11 protein-coding genes are annotated in these 15,117 nt (G+C 61.7%); 8 read left to right on the top strand and 3 right to left on the bottom strand.

Going from position 1 to position 15,117, the window contains the following annotated elements; translation table 11 throughout:
* Nucleotides 1-400 precede the first annotated feature (400 nt).
* Together B7Y89_RS07195 and B7Y89_RS07190 are read left to right on the top strand one after the other, a co-directional pair.
* Nucleotides 401-2,500: a PBP1A family penicillin-binding protein gene (locus B7Y89_RS07195; RefSeq protein WP_292937119.1), complete on the top strand. Its 2,100-nt coding sequence runs from the start codon at nt 401-403 to the stop codon at nt 2,498-2,500.
* A gap of 98 nt (nt 2,501-2,598) precedes the next feature.
* Nucleotides 2,599-2,841 (top strand): hypothetical protein, encoded by a 243-nt coding sequence (locus B7Y89_RS07190; protein ID WP_292937117.1) that lies wholly within the window; start codon nt 2,599-2,601, stop codon nt 2,839-2,841.
* A 287-nt stretch (nt 2,842-3,128) separates the two neighbouring features.
* Here the strand turns inward: B7Y89_RS07190 and B7Y89_RS07185 are convergent, their stop codons facing one another.
* The 3 genes from B7Y89_RS07185 to B7Y89_RS07175 all read right to left on the bottom strand — a co-directional run bounded on the left by B7Y89_RS07185 (nt 3,129) and on the right by B7Y89_RS07175 (nt 6,787).
* Complete coding sequence (locus B7Y89_RS07185; protein ID WP_292937115.1) at nt 3,129-4,661, bottom strand: Do family serine endopeptidase; 1,533 nt, start codon at nt 4,659-4,661, stop codon at nt 3,129-3,131.
* 130 nt (nt 4,662-4,791) lie between these two features.
* A complete protein-coding gene (locus B7Y89_RS07180) occupies nt 4,792-5,634 on the bottom strand; it encodes a protease modulator HflC (protein WP_292937268.1) in 843 nt (280 codons plus the stop codon).
* Nucleotides 5,635-5,644: 10 nt separating this feature from the next.
* The gene (locus B7Y89_RS07175) at nt 5,645-6,787 is read right to left on the bottom strand and encodes a protease modulator HflK (protein WP_366415812.1); all 1,143 of its coding nucleotides are present in this window, start codon (nt 6,785-6,787) and stop codon (nt 5,645-5,647) included.
* A gap of 294 nt (nt 6,788-7,081) precedes the next feature.
* Here B7Y89_RS07175 and B7Y89_RS07170 point away from each other — a divergent pair, with 294 nt between their 5' ends.
* The 6 genes from B7Y89_RS07170 (at nt 7,082) to dnaA (ending at nt 15,079) form a co-directional block, all read left to right on the top strand.
* Nucleotides 7,082-7,849 carry an Mrp/NBP35 family ATP-binding protein gene (locus B7Y89_RS07170; protein WP_292937264.1) on the top strand — a complete coding sequence of 256 codons (768 nt, stop codon included), beginning with the start codon at nt 7,082-7,084 and terminating at the stop codon, nt 7,847-7,849.
* A gap of 6 nt (nt 7,850-7,855) precedes the next feature.
* Complete coding sequence (locus tag B7Y89_RS07165; protein WP_292937113.1) at nt 7,856-10,165, top strand: molybdopterin cofactor-binding domain-containing protein; 2,310 nt, start codon at nt 7,856-7,858, stop codon at nt 10,163-10,165.
* Between the two features lie 18 nt (nt 10,166-10,183).
* Nucleotides 10,184-11,197 (top strand): ferrochelatase, encoded by a 1,014-nt coding sequence (hemH, locus tag B7Y89_RS07160; RefSeq protein ID WP_292937112.1) that lies wholly within the window; start codon nt 10,184-10,186, stop codon nt 11,195-11,197.
* A gap of 66 nt (nt 11,198-11,263) precedes the next feature.
* Nucleotides 11,264-12,658: a cytochrome P450 gene (locus B7Y89_RS07155; RefSeq protein ID WP_292937110.1), complete on the top strand. Its 1,395-nt coding sequence runs from the start codon at nt 11,264-11,266 to the stop codon at nt 12,656-12,658.
* A gap of 114 nt (nt 12,659-12,772) precedes the next feature.
* Nucleotides 12,773-13,033, top strand: a complete 261-nt coding sequence (rpsT, locus tag B7Y89_RS07150; RefSeq protein ID WP_292937262.1) for a 30S ribosomal protein S20 — start codon at nt 12,773-12,775, stop codon at nt 13,031-13,033.
* Nucleotides 13,034-13,672: 639 nt separating this feature from the next.
* Nucleotides 13,673-15,079, top strand: a complete 1,407-nt coding sequence (dnaA, locus tag B7Y89_RS07145) for a chromosomal replication initiator protein DnaA (RefSeq protein ID WP_292937260.1) — start codon at nt 13,673-13,675, stop codon at nt 15,077-15,079.
* The last annotated feature ends 38 nt before the right edge of the window (nt 15,080-15,117 follow it).

Below are 15,117 nucleotides of genomic sequence, written 5' to 3'. Positions count from 1 at the left end.
GGGACCGCTATTCGGTCTGCATATGTTATCCCAATCTCGTCACCCCGGACCTGTTCCGGGGTCCATCTTTCCATTCAAACGGGCGGTGCGTGTCGAGAGATGGACCCTGAAACAAGTTCAGGGTGACGAAATAGGGATACCGCCTGCAAACGGGATAAACGCCAAACACGTTCAGCATGACGTTCAGCATGACGGGTGGCCCAAGCGGATCGATGCCAGGGACGGCGTGTTCAGCATACCCGGTGCATGCGGCGGCAGGCGTTCGTCGGGCCTCAAACGGGGCTCGGCGAATTAACGGTTAACCCTACGTTACGATTGTCCTATGCATAGGGCCGCAACACGTTTGGGCAGTCGTCTTTGACCTTGCCTGCGCCATGATGAGGGAAGCGGTACAAGATTGATGGCCAGACGGGACTTTCCCCGCCGCCCCGAAGGCGGCCGGTCTTCTCCGCCACCCAAACAGCCATCGGCGTTCCGCCGGTGGATCGGGCGTATGTTCGTTTGGGGAACCGGATTTGCCCTGCTGGGCGTACTTGCGCTTGTGGTGGCGGTTGCGGTGACGGTACGTTCACTGCCCGGCTATCAGGAACTCAAATCCAGCCAGACCGGCCAGATGATCGTGGTGCGCGCAGCCGACGGTTCGGAAATCGTCACGCTTGGGCCAAGCTATGGCAAATGGGTGCCGTACGAACGCATTCCCAAGGCGATGAAGGATGCGATGATCTCGGTCGAGGATCGTCGGTTCCGCAGCCACTGGGGCGTTGATCCGATCGGCATCGTGCGTTCGGTGATGGTGCGCGTGGAAAGCGGGACGTGGCGGCAAGGCGGATCGACGATCACGCAGCAGTTGGCGCGCAACATCTTCCTCAACAATAACAAGACGTTCGGGCGCAAATCGCGCGAATGGGTTTTGGCACTGGCGCTGGAGCAGAAGTTTTCCAAGGATCAAGTGCTCGAACTGTACCTCAACAAGGTCTATTTCGGCGGCGGCGCCTATGGCATCGATTCTGCGGCACGCAAGTTTTTCGGCCATCCGGGCGAAAAGATCACGTTGCCCGAAGCCGCGATTATTGCAGGGCTGGTCAAAGCGCCGTCGCGCTATTCGCCCACCGCCGATGCCGAAGCGGCGATTGGCCGTGCGGGTGTGGTGCTGCAAACCATGGTGACCAACGGCGTGATCACCGCCGATGAAGCCGCCGCACTGGACCTCAAAAAGGTCAAGATGGTCGAAGACCGCGCTTCGCAAAATTCGGCGCGCTATTTCACCGATTGGGCATTGCCGCAGCTTGATTTCATCCTGCCCGAAAACGATCAGCCGATTGAAGTGTGGACCACGCTTGATCCGGTGATGCAGCGCGCGGCGACCAATGCCATTGCGAGCTTTGCCCCCAAAGGGGCGCAAGGCGCGCTTGTCTCGCTTGACCGCGATGGTGCGGTGCTGGCGATGGTGGGCGGCACGGATTACGTCACGTCGAATTACAATCGCGCCGTCAACGCGGTGCGCCAGCCGGGTTCGGCATGGAAGCTGTTTGTCTATCTGACCGCACTGGAAGCGGGATATACTCCCGACGACCGCGTGGTGGATGAACAAGTGACGATCGAAGGCTGGACCCCGCGCAACGATGGCGGACGCTATGCTGGCGAAATTGACCTGCGCACCGCCTTTGCCTATTCCAAGAACACCGTGGCGGCCCAATTGGGCAACGAGGTGGGTTTCGGGCAAGTGGCCAATATGGCGCGCCGTCTGGGCATTACCACGCCGATCAACACCCTGCCGTCGATGGTGCTGGGATCATCTGACGTGCGCGTGATCGATATGGTCCGCGCCTTTGCCGCCGTTCAGGCCAAAGGCATGTCGGTGGCCCCCTTTGGTATTCGCAAAGTGACGACGACTGACGGCGAATTGCTGTACAGTTATCGCCCGGACACGCCGCAGCAGCTGATGCCCAATTATGTGGCCGCAGGCATGACCGATCTGATGCAGACGGCGGTCAACATCGGCACCGGACGTGCGGCGCAGATCGGCCGTCCTGTCGCGGGCAAGACCGGCACCACATCATCCAACAAGGATGGCTGGTTCCTCGGCTTTTCCAGCGGAATCACCACGGGCGTGTGGATGGGGCGCGATGATGCCAAGGCCGTGCCGGGGCTTCAGGGCGGTGCTGCGCCTGCGCGCGCCTTTGCGGCATACATGAAGGTTGCCACGGCCAAGCGCCCGATCGAGAAGTTCGACACCGAGCTGAAATTGCCACAATGGCAGCTTGAGCCGGATGACGAGGCCATGCTTGGCAATCCCGATGAATATTTCTATGTGGATGAGCAAGGCAATCTGGTCGATCCGTCACGCCGCGAGCGTGAGCGAGAGCCGGCGATTGAAACGTATGACGATTCCAACGTCACGCCCGAGGATATGCCCAATGACTTGCCCCAGGCGGCCAATGACGATTTCCTGAACCGCGCCACCGGCAGGCAAAGGCCACCCCCTCCGCCGCCGCAGTAGTGCGGTTCAGCGCACTTTGAGCGGTGCGCAGAACCTTTTGGCTGTGAGAGCGTTAGGCCCTTGATGGAAGGCGACTGCTTTCGCCAAGGAGACATGACATGAGCCTGCTGAAATGGGCCGCCGTTGGTGCGGCTGGTTATGCGATTTATCGCGCATCACAGAACAAGACCGCTGAGCCGTCGCACGCAGCCTTTGCCGATGGTGAAGCGACCGATCACAATTTCTCGCAAGTGCGCTCGGCCGGTGTTGAAGGTATGCGTTCAAACCCCAGGCATTGGGACCGCACCGATCAGGCATCGGACGAAAGCTTTCCGGCCAGCGATCCGCCATCGACGTATTGAGCGTGGACGTGTTGAGCTGAAGGGGGCGGTTTTTCGGCACGAATACTGTTCTTGAACTTTCGTCATCCTGAACTTGTTTCAGGATCCATCCATCAACCAACACGGCGGTTCGTGTGGATAGATGGACCCCGGATCAAGTCCGGGGTGACGGGGTTGGGTTCGACCTGCCGGAGGGTATAGACGCCGCCGCAGTTCAGGGTGACAAAGGTGGTCGAATAACCAACAAAAAAGGGCCGCTCCGGCATGGAGCGGCCCTTTTTTGTGGGCGGGCGGATGGCCTGCGTCAATTAACGCAGACGCACCGGCATGTATGTGGCGGGCTGGCCACGGCGCTGGATGCGCAGGAGCACGGCCTCGCGGCCTTCGGTCTTGGCCGTGCGTACGATCTTTTCCAGATCGGCAAGGCTGGTGACGGCAACATAATTGGCCGAGAGCACGATGTCGCCGCGTTGCAGGCCCTTGGTGGCAGCATCGGCTGATGCGTCAACCGCAGTGATCACAACGCCCTTGGCGTCTTCGCCCGCTCCCAGTTGACGCGCAATTTGCGGGGTTAATGGAATGGCGACGATGCCGAGTGACGATTGCAGAACGCTGGGGCCTGTCTGCGGCTTTGCAGCAAAGCTTTCGCTGTCTTGCTGGGCATCGGGGTCAAAGCTCTGGTTGGCCAGTTCTTCCTCGGTCGGGCGCTTGCCCACCACGGCCTGCACGGTCACGCGCTGGCCGTTGCGCAGCAGTTCAACCGGGATGCGCTTGCCCGGTACGGTGTTGGCCACGATGAACGACAGCGTCTGGTCGGGCGATACTTCCTTGCCGTCAACTTTGACGACAACGTCGCCTGCCTGAATGCCTGCCTTGGCAGCGGCTTGGGCAGGTTCGACCGCCTGAATGAACTCGCCCCGGTTCTTGGGCAGGCCCAGCGATGCGGCAAGGTCTTCGGACAGTGGCTGGATGCGCACGCCGAGATAGCCGCGCTCGATCGCCTGGCCAGCGCGCAGTTTGTCGACAATGGGCGCTGCGATTTCAGCCGGGATGGCAAAGCCTATGCCGACCGAGCCGCCGGTGGGCGAGAAGATGGCGTTGTTGATGCCGATGACGTTGCCCGCCATATCGAACATCGGGCCGCCCGAATTGCCCCTGTTGATCGACGCATCGGTTTGCAGATAGCGGTCATAGGCAGAACCGGACCCGGTGTTGCGATAGACCGCCGAGACGATCCCTTGCGTCACCGTGCCGCCAAGCCCGAACGGGTTGCCGATGGCGATCACCCAGTCACCGACGCGCGCCTTGCGCGAATCGCCGAACTTTACGAACGGGAAAGCCTTGGGTGCGCTGATTTTCAGCACGGCAAGATCGGATGCGGCATCCTTGCCGATCAGCTTGGCGGGATATTCGGTGCCGTCGGGCGTGGTGACGGTGATCGATTCGACCTCGCCCTGTCCGTCAGCCGTGATCACGTGGTTGTTGGTCACCACATAGCCATCGGCAGAGATGATGAAGCCTGAACCCAGTGATTGCGCTTCACGCGTTTGCGGAGCGCCGCCGCCCTGGCCACCGCCGAACAGATCGCCAAACGGCGTTCCGGCGAAGGGATTGGCGGCCTGCACCTTTACCCGCTGGCGGGTGGAGATGTTGACCACGGCGGGCTGCAATTGCTGCGTCAGATCGGCAAAGCTGAGCGGCGCACCGGGGCGCGGCACTATCGTGCGCATCTCTGCCTGATCGTTCTGGGCAACTTGCGCGCCAGCGGGAAGGCCTGTCACCAATGTCAATGCGCTGCCAGCCAGAAGCAGCGCCGAAGTTACACCGTAAGCATATCGCACGTGGCTGGTCCTCTTTTGTCTATACAGAAGCCCGGCGGGGCTTCGTTAACGTCGTCAGTGCCGTTTTCACGCCGTTCCGCCTGAACGGATTTTGAATGACGGCGTTCAGCTTTGTTCATCTTGGCCTGAATTACTTGCCCCTGAACTGCTTCAGGTATTCGTTGTCCGGCGAAAGGATGATCGATGTGCTCGCATCCTTTTGTCGGAATGTGGCGTCGTAGCTTTGCATGGCACGGTAGAAATCGTAAAACGCCGGGTCCTTGTTGAAGGCATCGGCATACGTCTTGGCCGCAGTTGCCTCAGCCGTCGCGCGGATGATCTGGGCTGTTTTCTGGCCCTGGGCGCGCAATGTGGCGGCTTCCTGCTGGCGGGCGGTGGCCATGCGGGTGAAGGCGGATTCCAGCGGGCTGCCTTCGGGAAGATCGGCGCGCTTGATCCGCACGTCGATGATCTGCGCGCCATATTCGCGGGCTTCCCGATCAAGGCCTGCGCGGATCTGTTCCATCGCCTTGCCACGGTCGGCGGTGAGCAGCGAATTGAAGCTGCGCTTGCCCAGTTCCTGCCGCAGCGCCGAATTGAGGATCGGCTGGAGCTGTTCGGTTACCCGTTCGGTCGTTCCGGCGGTTTGCACCATGCGGACCGGATCGATGATGCGGAAGCGCGCGAAAGCGTCCACTTCAAGGCGGCGCTGGTCGGCCGAGAGCACCTGTTGGCGTTCCATGTCCAGATCGAGGATGCGGCGGTCGATCTCGACCACTTGTTCCATGAACGGAATGCGCCACACCACGCCTGCACCGGTCTGGCCGAATTCCACATCGGGGCGGAAGCGGTTGATCACGCGGTCGGGCTGGCCCAGCCGCACGACCACGGCCTGCGTCTTTTCATCCACGACCTTGAGACAGCTGCCAGCCGCGACAAGCGCGACGGCGGCGGCGATGATCGGCACTTTGTGGTCATTCCACAGCGTTTGCAGGAAGGTCATGTCAGTTGCCCCCTTCCGCTGGCTTGGGTTGCGTGCGCTTCATTTCGGGCAAGGGCAGGTAGGACTGCACATTGTTCGATTCGAGGATGACCTTGTCGGTCTGGCTCAACACGCGCTCCATCGTTTCGTAATACATGCGGCGGCGCGTCACTTCGGGGGCCAGCCGGTACTGTTCATAGACCTTGTCGAACGCGGTCGCTTCACCACCGGCGCGCGCCGTCAGCTGTTCGGCCCAGGCCTGTGCACGGTTGATTTCGCTTTGGGCGTCCTGCTGGGCGGCCAGCACTTCCTTGAAGGCGTCGACGACTTTGGTCGGCGGATCGGTCTTCTTGATGTCGACGCCCTGAATCGAAACGCCAGAGCGATAGGCATCAAGCACGCGCTGCATGCGGTCGCGGACGTTCTGTTCAATCTGCTGGCGGCCCGAACCCATCGCGTCGTTCAGGTTCACTTCGGCAATCGACTGGCGCATGGCGGCTTCTGCCACTTCGCGCACGGTCTGGTCAGGTTCGGCCAACTGGAACGAATACTGCTTCAGGTCCTTGATGTTCCAGCGGACCAGATAAGTCAGGAACAGCAAGTTCTGGTCACCTGTCAGCATCAGCTTTTCGCCGTCGCCTTCAGGGATGGATTCGCGGCGGATCGAGGTCACGTCCGTCACGCTCACCTGCTGGATCGGCCAGGGCATGGTCAGCGCCATGCCGGAATCGAGCGTGCGCGAATACGAGCCGAACGTGGTGACAATGCCCTTTTCCTGCGGGGCAATGCGGTGGACCATCGACGTTGAAAGCCAGAGTGCAGCGACAATCGCCACGCCGACAGGCGCCCACGATTTGCCATCGGGCCGCTGCGGCAGGCGCGGCATGGTTGGGCCACGACCCCCGCCGCCGCCGCCACCGCCGCCTTTGCGTGCACGGAAAATGTCTTCGATATTGGGGCCACGTTTGGGTGCATCGCCCGATTGCGGCGGCAACCACGGATTGCGCGGGCCTTCGGTGGGCGCATCCCCTTGTGGCGCAGGGCCAGCGTCATCGGGCGCAGGCGGTTCGCTGCCCCCTGATGATCCCCAGGGGCTTTTCTTACCCGCCATGAAAAATCCCCGTTCCCGGCCCAATCGCGCGATCCATCCAACCTGTTCGTTCATGCTACCCACTATAGGAAGCGTTTCTGTTAAAAACAGTGTCCATTCCCCAAAATTCATCTGCTAGGAGGCTGGCGAGAATTTAGCTTAGGATTTGGTGTGGACATTACAGAAGAGGCTTTATGCGCCGCATTGGCCACCGCAGCAGGCGACAGGTTGCAAACGTGCAAGCTGGCAGACGGCGTGGCCACGATCATGCTGGAAGTGGGCGGGCTGGAACGGCTGGACCGTGACAAGCTGGAAATGGCCGTACGCGATGCCGCGCGCAAAGCAGGCGTTGCCGATCTGCGCCTTGGCATGACGGCTGAACGCAAGGCGCGCGTCATCATCGCCGTGGGATCGGGCAAGGGCGGCGTTGGCAAATCGACGCTGTCGGCCAATCTGGCCGTGGCCATGGCGCGGCTCGGGCGCAAGGTCGGGCTGGTCGATGCCGATATCTATGGCCCGTCGCAGCCGCGCCTGCTGTCTACCGAAGGCCGCCGCCCCGAAGCCGAAGGCAACAAGATGATCCCGGTGCAAAGCCCTTATGGCGTGCCGATGCTGTCGATGGGCCACCTTGTCCAACCGGGGCAAGCCATTGCGTGGCGCGGGCCGATGGCGGGCAATGCGCTGAACCAGTTGATCGATGCCCATTGGGGCGAGACGGAAATCATCATTGTCGATCTGCCGCCGGGCACAGGCGATGTGCAATTGACGATGCTTTCCAAGCACAAGCCCGCAGGCGCGGTGATCGTTTCCACGCCGCAGGATCTGGCGCTGATGGATGCCACCCGCGCCATCGGCCTGTTCGAACAGGGGCAGGTGCCCTTGATCGGCATGGTTGAGAACATGGCGGGCTATATCTGCCCGCATTGCGGCGAGGCGAGCGATCCGTTCGGTCATGGTGGCGCAGAGGCTGCTGCCAAAACCATGGGCCTGCCGTTTCTGGGACGCGTCCCGCTTGATCTGGCGATCCGGCAGGAAAGCGATGCAGGCAACCCGCCCGCAGCAGGCGATACGCCGCAGGCCGAGGCGTTCTTGTCCATCGCGCGCGGCGTACTCGCCTGGCTTGACGCAAAGCGCTGATCGTCAATGCGGCTGACACGGCGAGGGCTGCTGGTAGGAGCAGGGGTGGGCGGCGCGCTGCTCATCGCCTTTCCGCTCATCCCGCGCCGCCATGCCGTGCCGCTGGTGGCGGGCAAGGACGAACATGTTGTCGATGCCTTCCTGAAGGTGGGCAAAGTCCGGTCTGCCAGTGGCAAGATGGACTGCATGCTGACCGTCGCGGTGCCGTTTTGCGAAATGGGGCAGGGCATCACCACGCTGGTGGCGCAGATCATCGCGGATGAAGCTGGCGCTGACTGGCGCAAAGTTGCGGTCGAGGCTTCACCGATCAGCCCCGCTTATGCCGATGCGGTGCTTTCGGCACATTGGGCGGCGTTGTGGATGCCCGCGTTTGCATCGCTGGGCGCTGATCCTGCGGGCATTCTTCCGCGCCTTCATGCCGAACGCGAACCGTTGATGATTACTGCGGATGGCACCGCGCTGGCGGCCTTTGAAACGCCTTTGCGCGAAGCGGGCGCTGCGCTGCGGGCCATGATGGCGCAAGCCGCGGCAGACCGGTGGGGCGTCGGCTGGGAAGAGTGTGACACCAAGGACAGCGAGGTGCTGTACCAAGGCAAGCGCGCATCCTTTGCCGAACTGCTGGACAGCGCGGTGGCCTACGATCCGCCAAGTATTCCGGTGCTGCGCGCCGATCCGCCGCGCGAGCCGCCCGGCCAGTTTCCCGAAGGCGCACCGCCGCGCCATCCCCGCCTTGATCTTCCCGCCAAAGTTGATGGCAGCTTTACCTTTGCGGGCGATGTGCGCCTGCCCGGCATGGTCTTTGCCGCCATTGCCCATGGGCCGCAGGGGGCAAGCGTTCTGTCCAGCTATGACAAGCAGGCCGCCGCCACGGTGCGCGGGCTTGTGGGCGTGGTGCGGGCCAAGCGCTGGCTGGCTGCTGTTGCCACCAATTGGCACGCCGCCGACAAGGCGGTGCGCGCCATGGAGCCGCAATTCAAGGCGGACGGGCCGGTGGCCGAAAGCGAAAAGACGCTGATCGCTATCGACAAGGCCTTGAACAAGGGCGATCCGGTCCGCGTCTTTGCGCAAGGTGATCCAGATGCGCTGCTGGAAAAGCCCGGCCTTTCAGCGCGGTACGATGTGGAACCGACACTGCACGCCCCGCTGGAAACTGCCAGCGCCACCGCGCGGATGCGGCAGGGCAAGCTGGAATTGTGGATCGCCACGCAAGCGCCCGAACGCGCAAGGCGGGCGGCGGCAAAGGCAGCGGGCCTCTCGCGCCATGATGTGATTGTCTATCCGATGCATGCCGGCGGCAGCTTTGATGCGCGGCTGGACGTGCGGATCGCGGCTGAAGTTTCCGCCATTGCGACCACTTTGAACAAGCCGGTCCAGCTGACGTGGTCGCGCTGGCAGGAATCGCTGGCGGGCGTACCGCGCACGGCTCTGTCAGCGCAACTGGATGGCGCGCTGAGCCTCGACAAGATTCGTGTGCTGGGCTGGCGGGCGCGGCTGGCAGTGCCCGCAACTGCGCGCGAATCAGGGGCACGGTTACTGGATGGCTGGGGCATCCGTGATGCATTGGGCTTGCAGGACAGCGCCGATCCGATGGCTTGTGCAGGCGCGATGCCGTTGTATCGCATCCCTGAAAAGGCGGTGGACCATGTGCCCGTGGCGATTGACCTGCCCACAGCGCGGTTTCGCGGACAGGCGCATGGCTATACCGCGTTCTTCACCGAAAGCTTCATCGATGAACTGGCGCATTTGGCCAATAAAGAGCCTCTGTCGTTCCGCATCGGGATGCTGGAAGGCCAGCCCCGGCTGGTCGATTGCCTGAGCGGGGTGGCCCGTCTGGCGCAGTGGGACGGCGGGGTTGAAGCATCGGGGCAAGGCATTGCGTGCCACCGCATGGACCTTGCCACCGGTCAGGATGTGCCGCGTTCGGGCTTTATCGCGGTTGTGGCCACGGCCCGCGCCGAAGCAGGCGTGGTGCGGGTGGAACGGATCAGTGCCTATGTGGACATTGGCCGGATTGTGAACATGGGCATTGCCCGCCAGCAAATCGAAGGGGGGCTGATGTTTGGTCTGTCCCATGCAGTTGGCGGATCGACAAGTTATGCTAAAGGCCGCCCCAAGGCAGGCCGATTATCACAACTGGGACTGCCTTTGCTTGCCGATTGCCCCAAGGTTGATATTGCCTTTGCCGACAGCAAGGCAGAGCCGTTCGACCCTGGTGAACTGGGTATGGTTGCCGTGGCTCCTGCTGTTGCCAATGCTTTATTCTCTGCCACGGGCGCGCGTTTCCGCCGCCTGCCGCTGATTTCCGAAGGTTTATAACCCTTCCAAAGGATTCTGATGCAACGCCCTGCTGATCACCCGACTATCCTGACCGGCAAAGTCGGCGTTCTTGTCGTCAACCTTGGCACGCCTGATGCGCCCGACACGCCATCGGTAAAGCGCTATCTCAAGGAGTTCCTTTCGGACAAGCGCGTGGTCGAAATACCAACGCTGATCTGGCAGCCGATATTGCGCGGGATCATCCTGAACACCCGGCCCAAGAAATCCGCCCATGCTTATTCGCAGGTGTGGACCGATGAAGGCTCGCCTCTGGCCGCGATCACAGCAGCACAGGCCCGCGCGCTGCAAGTGCGGCTGGGCGATGCGGCCATTGTGCGCCACGCGATGCGCTATCAATCGCCCGCGATGGCCAAGGAACTGGATGCCCTGTTGGAAGCGGGATGCGAGCGCATCCTCGTCGCCCCGCTCTATCCGCACTATTCGGGTGCAACGACGGCTTCGGCGCTGGATGCCGTGGCCGACTGGATCAAGGCTCGCCGCCGCTTGCCCGCGCTGCGCACGCTACCGCCCTATCACGATGATCCGGCCTATATCGGCGCGCTGCATGCCGATCTTGGACGGCAGATCGATGCGCTGGATTTCAAGCCCGAGCTTTTGATGCTGAGCTTTCACGGCATGCCAGAACGCACGCTGCTGCTGGGGGATCCCTATCACTGCCACTGCCGCAAGACCGCGCGGCTGGTGTCGGAACGCTTTGCCACAACGCACCCCGGACTGCGCATTGAAACCACGTTCCAATCGCGCTTTGGCCGCGCCAAGTGGCTGGAACCGGCAACGGACACCGTGTTGATCGCCGAAGGACAGAAGGGCACCAAGGCCATCGCCATTGCCGCGCCGGGCTTTTCGGCCGATTGCCTTGAGACGCTGGAAGAACTCTCCATTCGCGGCAAGGAAGATTTCTTCGAGGCAGGCGGCACGCACTTTGCCTCGCTCACGTGCCTCAACGATGGGGACGAAGGTATGGGCTTGCTGGAAACGCTGGTGCGGGGCGAATTGTCAGGCTGGATCTAATCGCGCTTGGCGTCTGATGGCGGGCATGTTAATTGACCGGTTAAATAGCAAGAACCGGGAGATACCATGGCCAGCATCGCGCCGGACCTGAAGGCAGACCTCCACACAGAACGCGCCAATCCCCACTGGGTGCGGCTGGGCGGTGATCACAAGCTTGACCATATCCCCGGCGAAGACGGCTGGCCGGTGCTGGGCACCACGATCATGCAATTGTCTGATCCGACGGGCTTCCAATCGCGCATGCTGGAAACCTATGGCCCGGTTTTCCGCACGCGCAGTTTCGGGCGGCGCGGGGTGAACCTGATTGGCGCCGATGCCAACGAACTGGTGCTGTTTGATCGCGACAAGCTGTTTTCGAACGAACAGGGCTGGGGCCCCATGCTCAACCTGCTGTTTCCGCGCGGGCTGATGCTGATGGATTTCGAACCCCACCGCGCCGATCGCCGCGCCCTGTCGATTGCATTCAAGCCTGAACCGATGCGGGCCTATTGCGGCGTGCTGAACTCTGACATCTGCGCTGCGGTGGACCGCTGGGGCGGCTCCATGGCGTTCTATGACGCCATCAAGGCGCTGACCCTTGATACGGCCGCGTCCAGCTTCCTGGGGCTCCCTCTGGGGCCAGAGGCCGATGTTCTGAACAAGGCCTTTGTCGATATGGTGCAGGCCTCGGTTGGGGTGGTGCGCAAGCCTTTGCCGTTCACCAAGATGGGCAAGGGCGTGGCCGGGCGGCGGTTGATGGTCGATTACTTCGGCAAGCTGTTGCGTGAGCGCCGCGCCAATCCCGGGCAGGACATGTTCAGCCAGTTTGCGCTCGCAACCCGTGATGACGGTACGCTCCTGCCTGAAGACGTGGTGGTGGATCACATGATCTTCCTGATGATGGCCGCGCACGATACGATCACGTCATCGGCCACGGTGCTGTTCTGGCAATTGGCCAGGAACCCGCAATGGCAGGACCGTCTGCGGGCCGAGGCGCGCGCCATTACCGGCGGTGAGGGCCGCCTGTTGGCCTATGACGATCTGGGGCGGATGGAATTGACCGAGATGGCGTTCAAGGAAGCGCTGCGGTTCATGCCGCCTGTACCCAACATGCCGCGCCGTGCATTGCGCGATTTCGAATTCGGCGGATATTGCATACCCGCCGGCGCGCCCATCGGAATCAGCCCTGCGGCGGTCCATGCAGACCCCCGGTACTGGCCTGATCCCGAACGGTTCGATCCGCTGCGCTTCACGCCCGAGAATGTGGCGGGGCGGCACAAGTATGCGTGGGTGCCGTTTGGCGGGGGCGCGCACATGTGCCTGGGCCTGCATTTTGCCTATATGCAGGTAAAGTTGCTGGTCAGTCACATTCTCACCCGCTACGAGGTTTCCATGCAGGCAGGCCGCGATCCGTCGTGGCAGGCCTGGCCGATCCCCAAACCGCGTGATGGCCTTCGCGTAGAGTTGCGCCGAATCTGTTGACGATTCGGTGCGCTACCGTTAAGGGCGCCGCTTTCCGGTGGTGTATTGCCACCACCCAGAAGATTTTCGCGGCCCGGCTTGTTCGGCCCGCCACAGGACGAGAAACAGGAACACATGGCCAACACGCCGCAAGCTCGCAAGCGCATCCGCCGCAATGACCGTCGCGCCGAAATCAACGGCAACCGTCTTTCGCGCATCCGTACGTTCGTCAAGAAGGTCGAATCGGCGCTTGAAGGTGGTGACAAGACTGCTGCTGCTGAAGCACTCAAGGCTGCACAGCCTGAACTGGCTCGTGGTGTTGCGCGCGGCGTGATGCACAAGAACACGGTTGCGCGGAAATTGTCGCGCCTGACCAAGCGGGTTGCCTCGCTCTGATTGGTCAGCGTTGATTCGCGGGTCACGGCTCCCGATTGCGGACCCGTCGTAGCGAAACATAGTACATTTACGCAAATTGGCCGGCGGCTTTCCGTCGGCCAATTTCGTTTGTCATGCGTAATAATACATCGATGACACCCGAATGTTGCATTGTGACAGTGTGGAAACGCAGCAAGTCACGGAAACAATGCGATTCGCATACTCCGAAATCAAAAATCATTACTTATCAGTGCCTTGATGCATTTGTGCGGGGCTTGGCGAGTCAAGGGCATTTATTTCAGTTTTTTTGCGCTTCCCCGGCTTGCCTAAGCCCCCCATCGGCCAATAGACAGGGGCTCTACCGAAGACGGGAATCGCCGTCATCCGGTGTCACTGAAATCATTTCAATTGTCGCCCGCTGCGCATGTGTGTGGTTGGGCACGGGTAATTTGTGCCTGCGGGACCTGATCGGTCGGCGCAAGGTTTAGGCAGTCAGGTCAGCGACGGGTGAAGATGCAAGAACTTGCAAGAGACAGCGCCGCTCAGGGTGTGAACGCGGCAATGACCGCGCAAACGCACACAATCGCGACGGGGACCGGCGCGACGGGGACCGGTATCGCCGAACGCAACACGACGAATCGCAAAGGGCGGGACAACGTAATGATCGAGGACCAGGAAGCGCTGGATCTGGCAGCAGACTGGGCCGACATCAGCCAGGGCCTCAAGAAGGACCTTGGCCCGCAATTGCACACACAATGGATCAAGCCGATCCAGCTCGGTTCGTTCTGCAAGGAAACCGGTACGCTCGACCTGTTCCTGCCCACCGAATTTTCCGCCAACTGGGTCGCTGACCGCTTTGCCGATCGCCTCAGCCTTGCTTGGAAGATTGCCCGTTCCGAAGTGCGTCAGGTGCGCATCACCGTGCACCCGCGCCGCCGCTCGTTGCCCGAACTGCGCATCGGCGGGGAAACCGCCGTGCAGCCGCGCTTGGCATCGCACATGACCGCCCAGATGGCCGGTTCACCGATGATGTCGGACACCGCGCTTTCGGGTCTTGATCCTTCGCTGACTTTTGCCGAATTCGTGTCCGGCTCGGCCAATGTGCTGGCGTTGAACGCCGCACAGCGCATGGCGGCGATTGAAACCCCGCAGTTCTCGCCGCTCTACCTCAAAGGCTCGACAGGGCAGGGCAAGACGCATCTGCTCCACGCCATCGGCCATGCCTTTGCCGCCAACAAGCCGGGTGCGCGCATCTTCTATTGCTCGGCCGAACGCTTCATGATCGAGTTCGTTCAGGCCATGCGCTCGAACGAGATGATCGAGTTCAAATCGCGGCTGCGCGGTTTCGACATGCTGCTGGTCGATGACATCCAGTTCATCATCGGCAAGGCATCGACGCAGGAAGAATTCCTCCACACGATCGATGCATTGATGAGCGCGGGCAAGCGCCTTGTCGTCGCCGCTGACCGCGCGCCACAGGCCCTGGACGGGGTGGAGCAGCGCCTGCTCTCGCGCCTGTCGATGGGCCTTGTCGCTGATATCCAGCCCGCTGATATCGAACTGCGCCGCAAGATCCTCGAACACCGCCTCGTGCGCTTTGGCAGCACGCAAGTGCCGTCTGATGTGATCGAATTTCTTGCCCGCACGATCAACCGCAACGTGCGCGAACTCGTCGGCGGCCTCAACAAGCTGATCGCCTATGCCCAGCTCACCGGCCAGCCGGTATCGCTGCAACTGGCCGAAGAGCAGTTGACCGATATCCTCTCGGCCAATCGCCGCCGGATCACGATTGATGAAATCCAGCGGACGGTATGCCAGTTCTACCGCGTTGACCGCACCGAAATGGCCTCCAAGCGCCGCGCCCGCGCGGTTGTGCGGCCCCGTCAGGTGGCGATGTACCTCGCCAAAGTGCTCACCCCGCGTTCCTACCCCGAAATCGGGCGCAAGTTCGGCGGCCGCGATCATTCGACGGTGATTCACGCCGTCCGCCTGATCGAAGAACTGCGCACCCGCGATGCCGATATGGACGGCGATGTGCGGACTCTATTGCGCCAGTTGGAAGATTAAAGAGGGCTCTTGGGGGTTTTAGGGGATTAAAGGGGTTT

The organism is Novosphingobium sp. 32-60-15, from assembly GCF_002280675.1.
Taxonomy (GTDB): domain Bacteria; phylum Pseudomonadota; class Alphaproteobacteria; order Sphingomonadales; family Sphingomonadaceae; genus Novosphingobium.
The sequence above is the reverse complement of the archived record's forward strand: the minus strand, read 5'-3'. Positions and strand labels throughout refer to the sequence as shown.

Coding starts and splice junctions, on each gene's coding strand:
- B7Y89_RS07195 (WP_292937119.1), top strand. CDS start 401: ATGGCCAGACGGGACTTTCCCCGCCGCCCCGAAGGCGGCCGGTCTTCT.
- B7Y89_RS07190 (WP_292937117.1), top strand. CDS start 2,599: ATGAGCCTGCTGAAATGGGCCGCCGTTGGTGCGGCTGGTTATGCGATT.
- B7Y89_RS07175 (WP_366415812.1), bottom strand. CDS start 6,787: ATGAACGAACAGGTTGGATGGATCGCGCGATTGGGCCGGGAACGGGGA.
- B7Y89_RS07170 (WP_292937264.1), top strand. CDS start 7,082: ATGACGGCTGAACGCAAGGCGCGCGTCATCATCGCCGTGGGATCGGGC.
- B7Y89_RS07165 (WP_292937113.1), top strand. CDS start 7,856: ATGCGGCTGACACGGCGAGGGCTGCTGGTAGGAGCAGGGGTGGGCGGC.
- hemH (WP_292937112.1), top strand. CDS start 10,184: ATGCAACGCCCTGCTGATCACCCGACTATCCTGACCGGCAAAGTCGGC.
- B7Y89_RS07155 (WP_292937110.1), top strand. CDS start 11,264: ATGGCCAGCATCGCGCCGGACCTGAAGGCAGACCTCCACACAGAACGC.
- rpsT (WP_292937262.1), top strand. CDS start 12,773: ATGGCCAACACGCCGCAAGCTCGCAAGCGCATCCGCCGCAATGACCGT.
- dnaA (WP_292937260.1), top strand. CDS start 13,673: ATGATCGAGGACCAGGAAGCGCTGGATCTGGCAGCAGACTGGGCCGAC.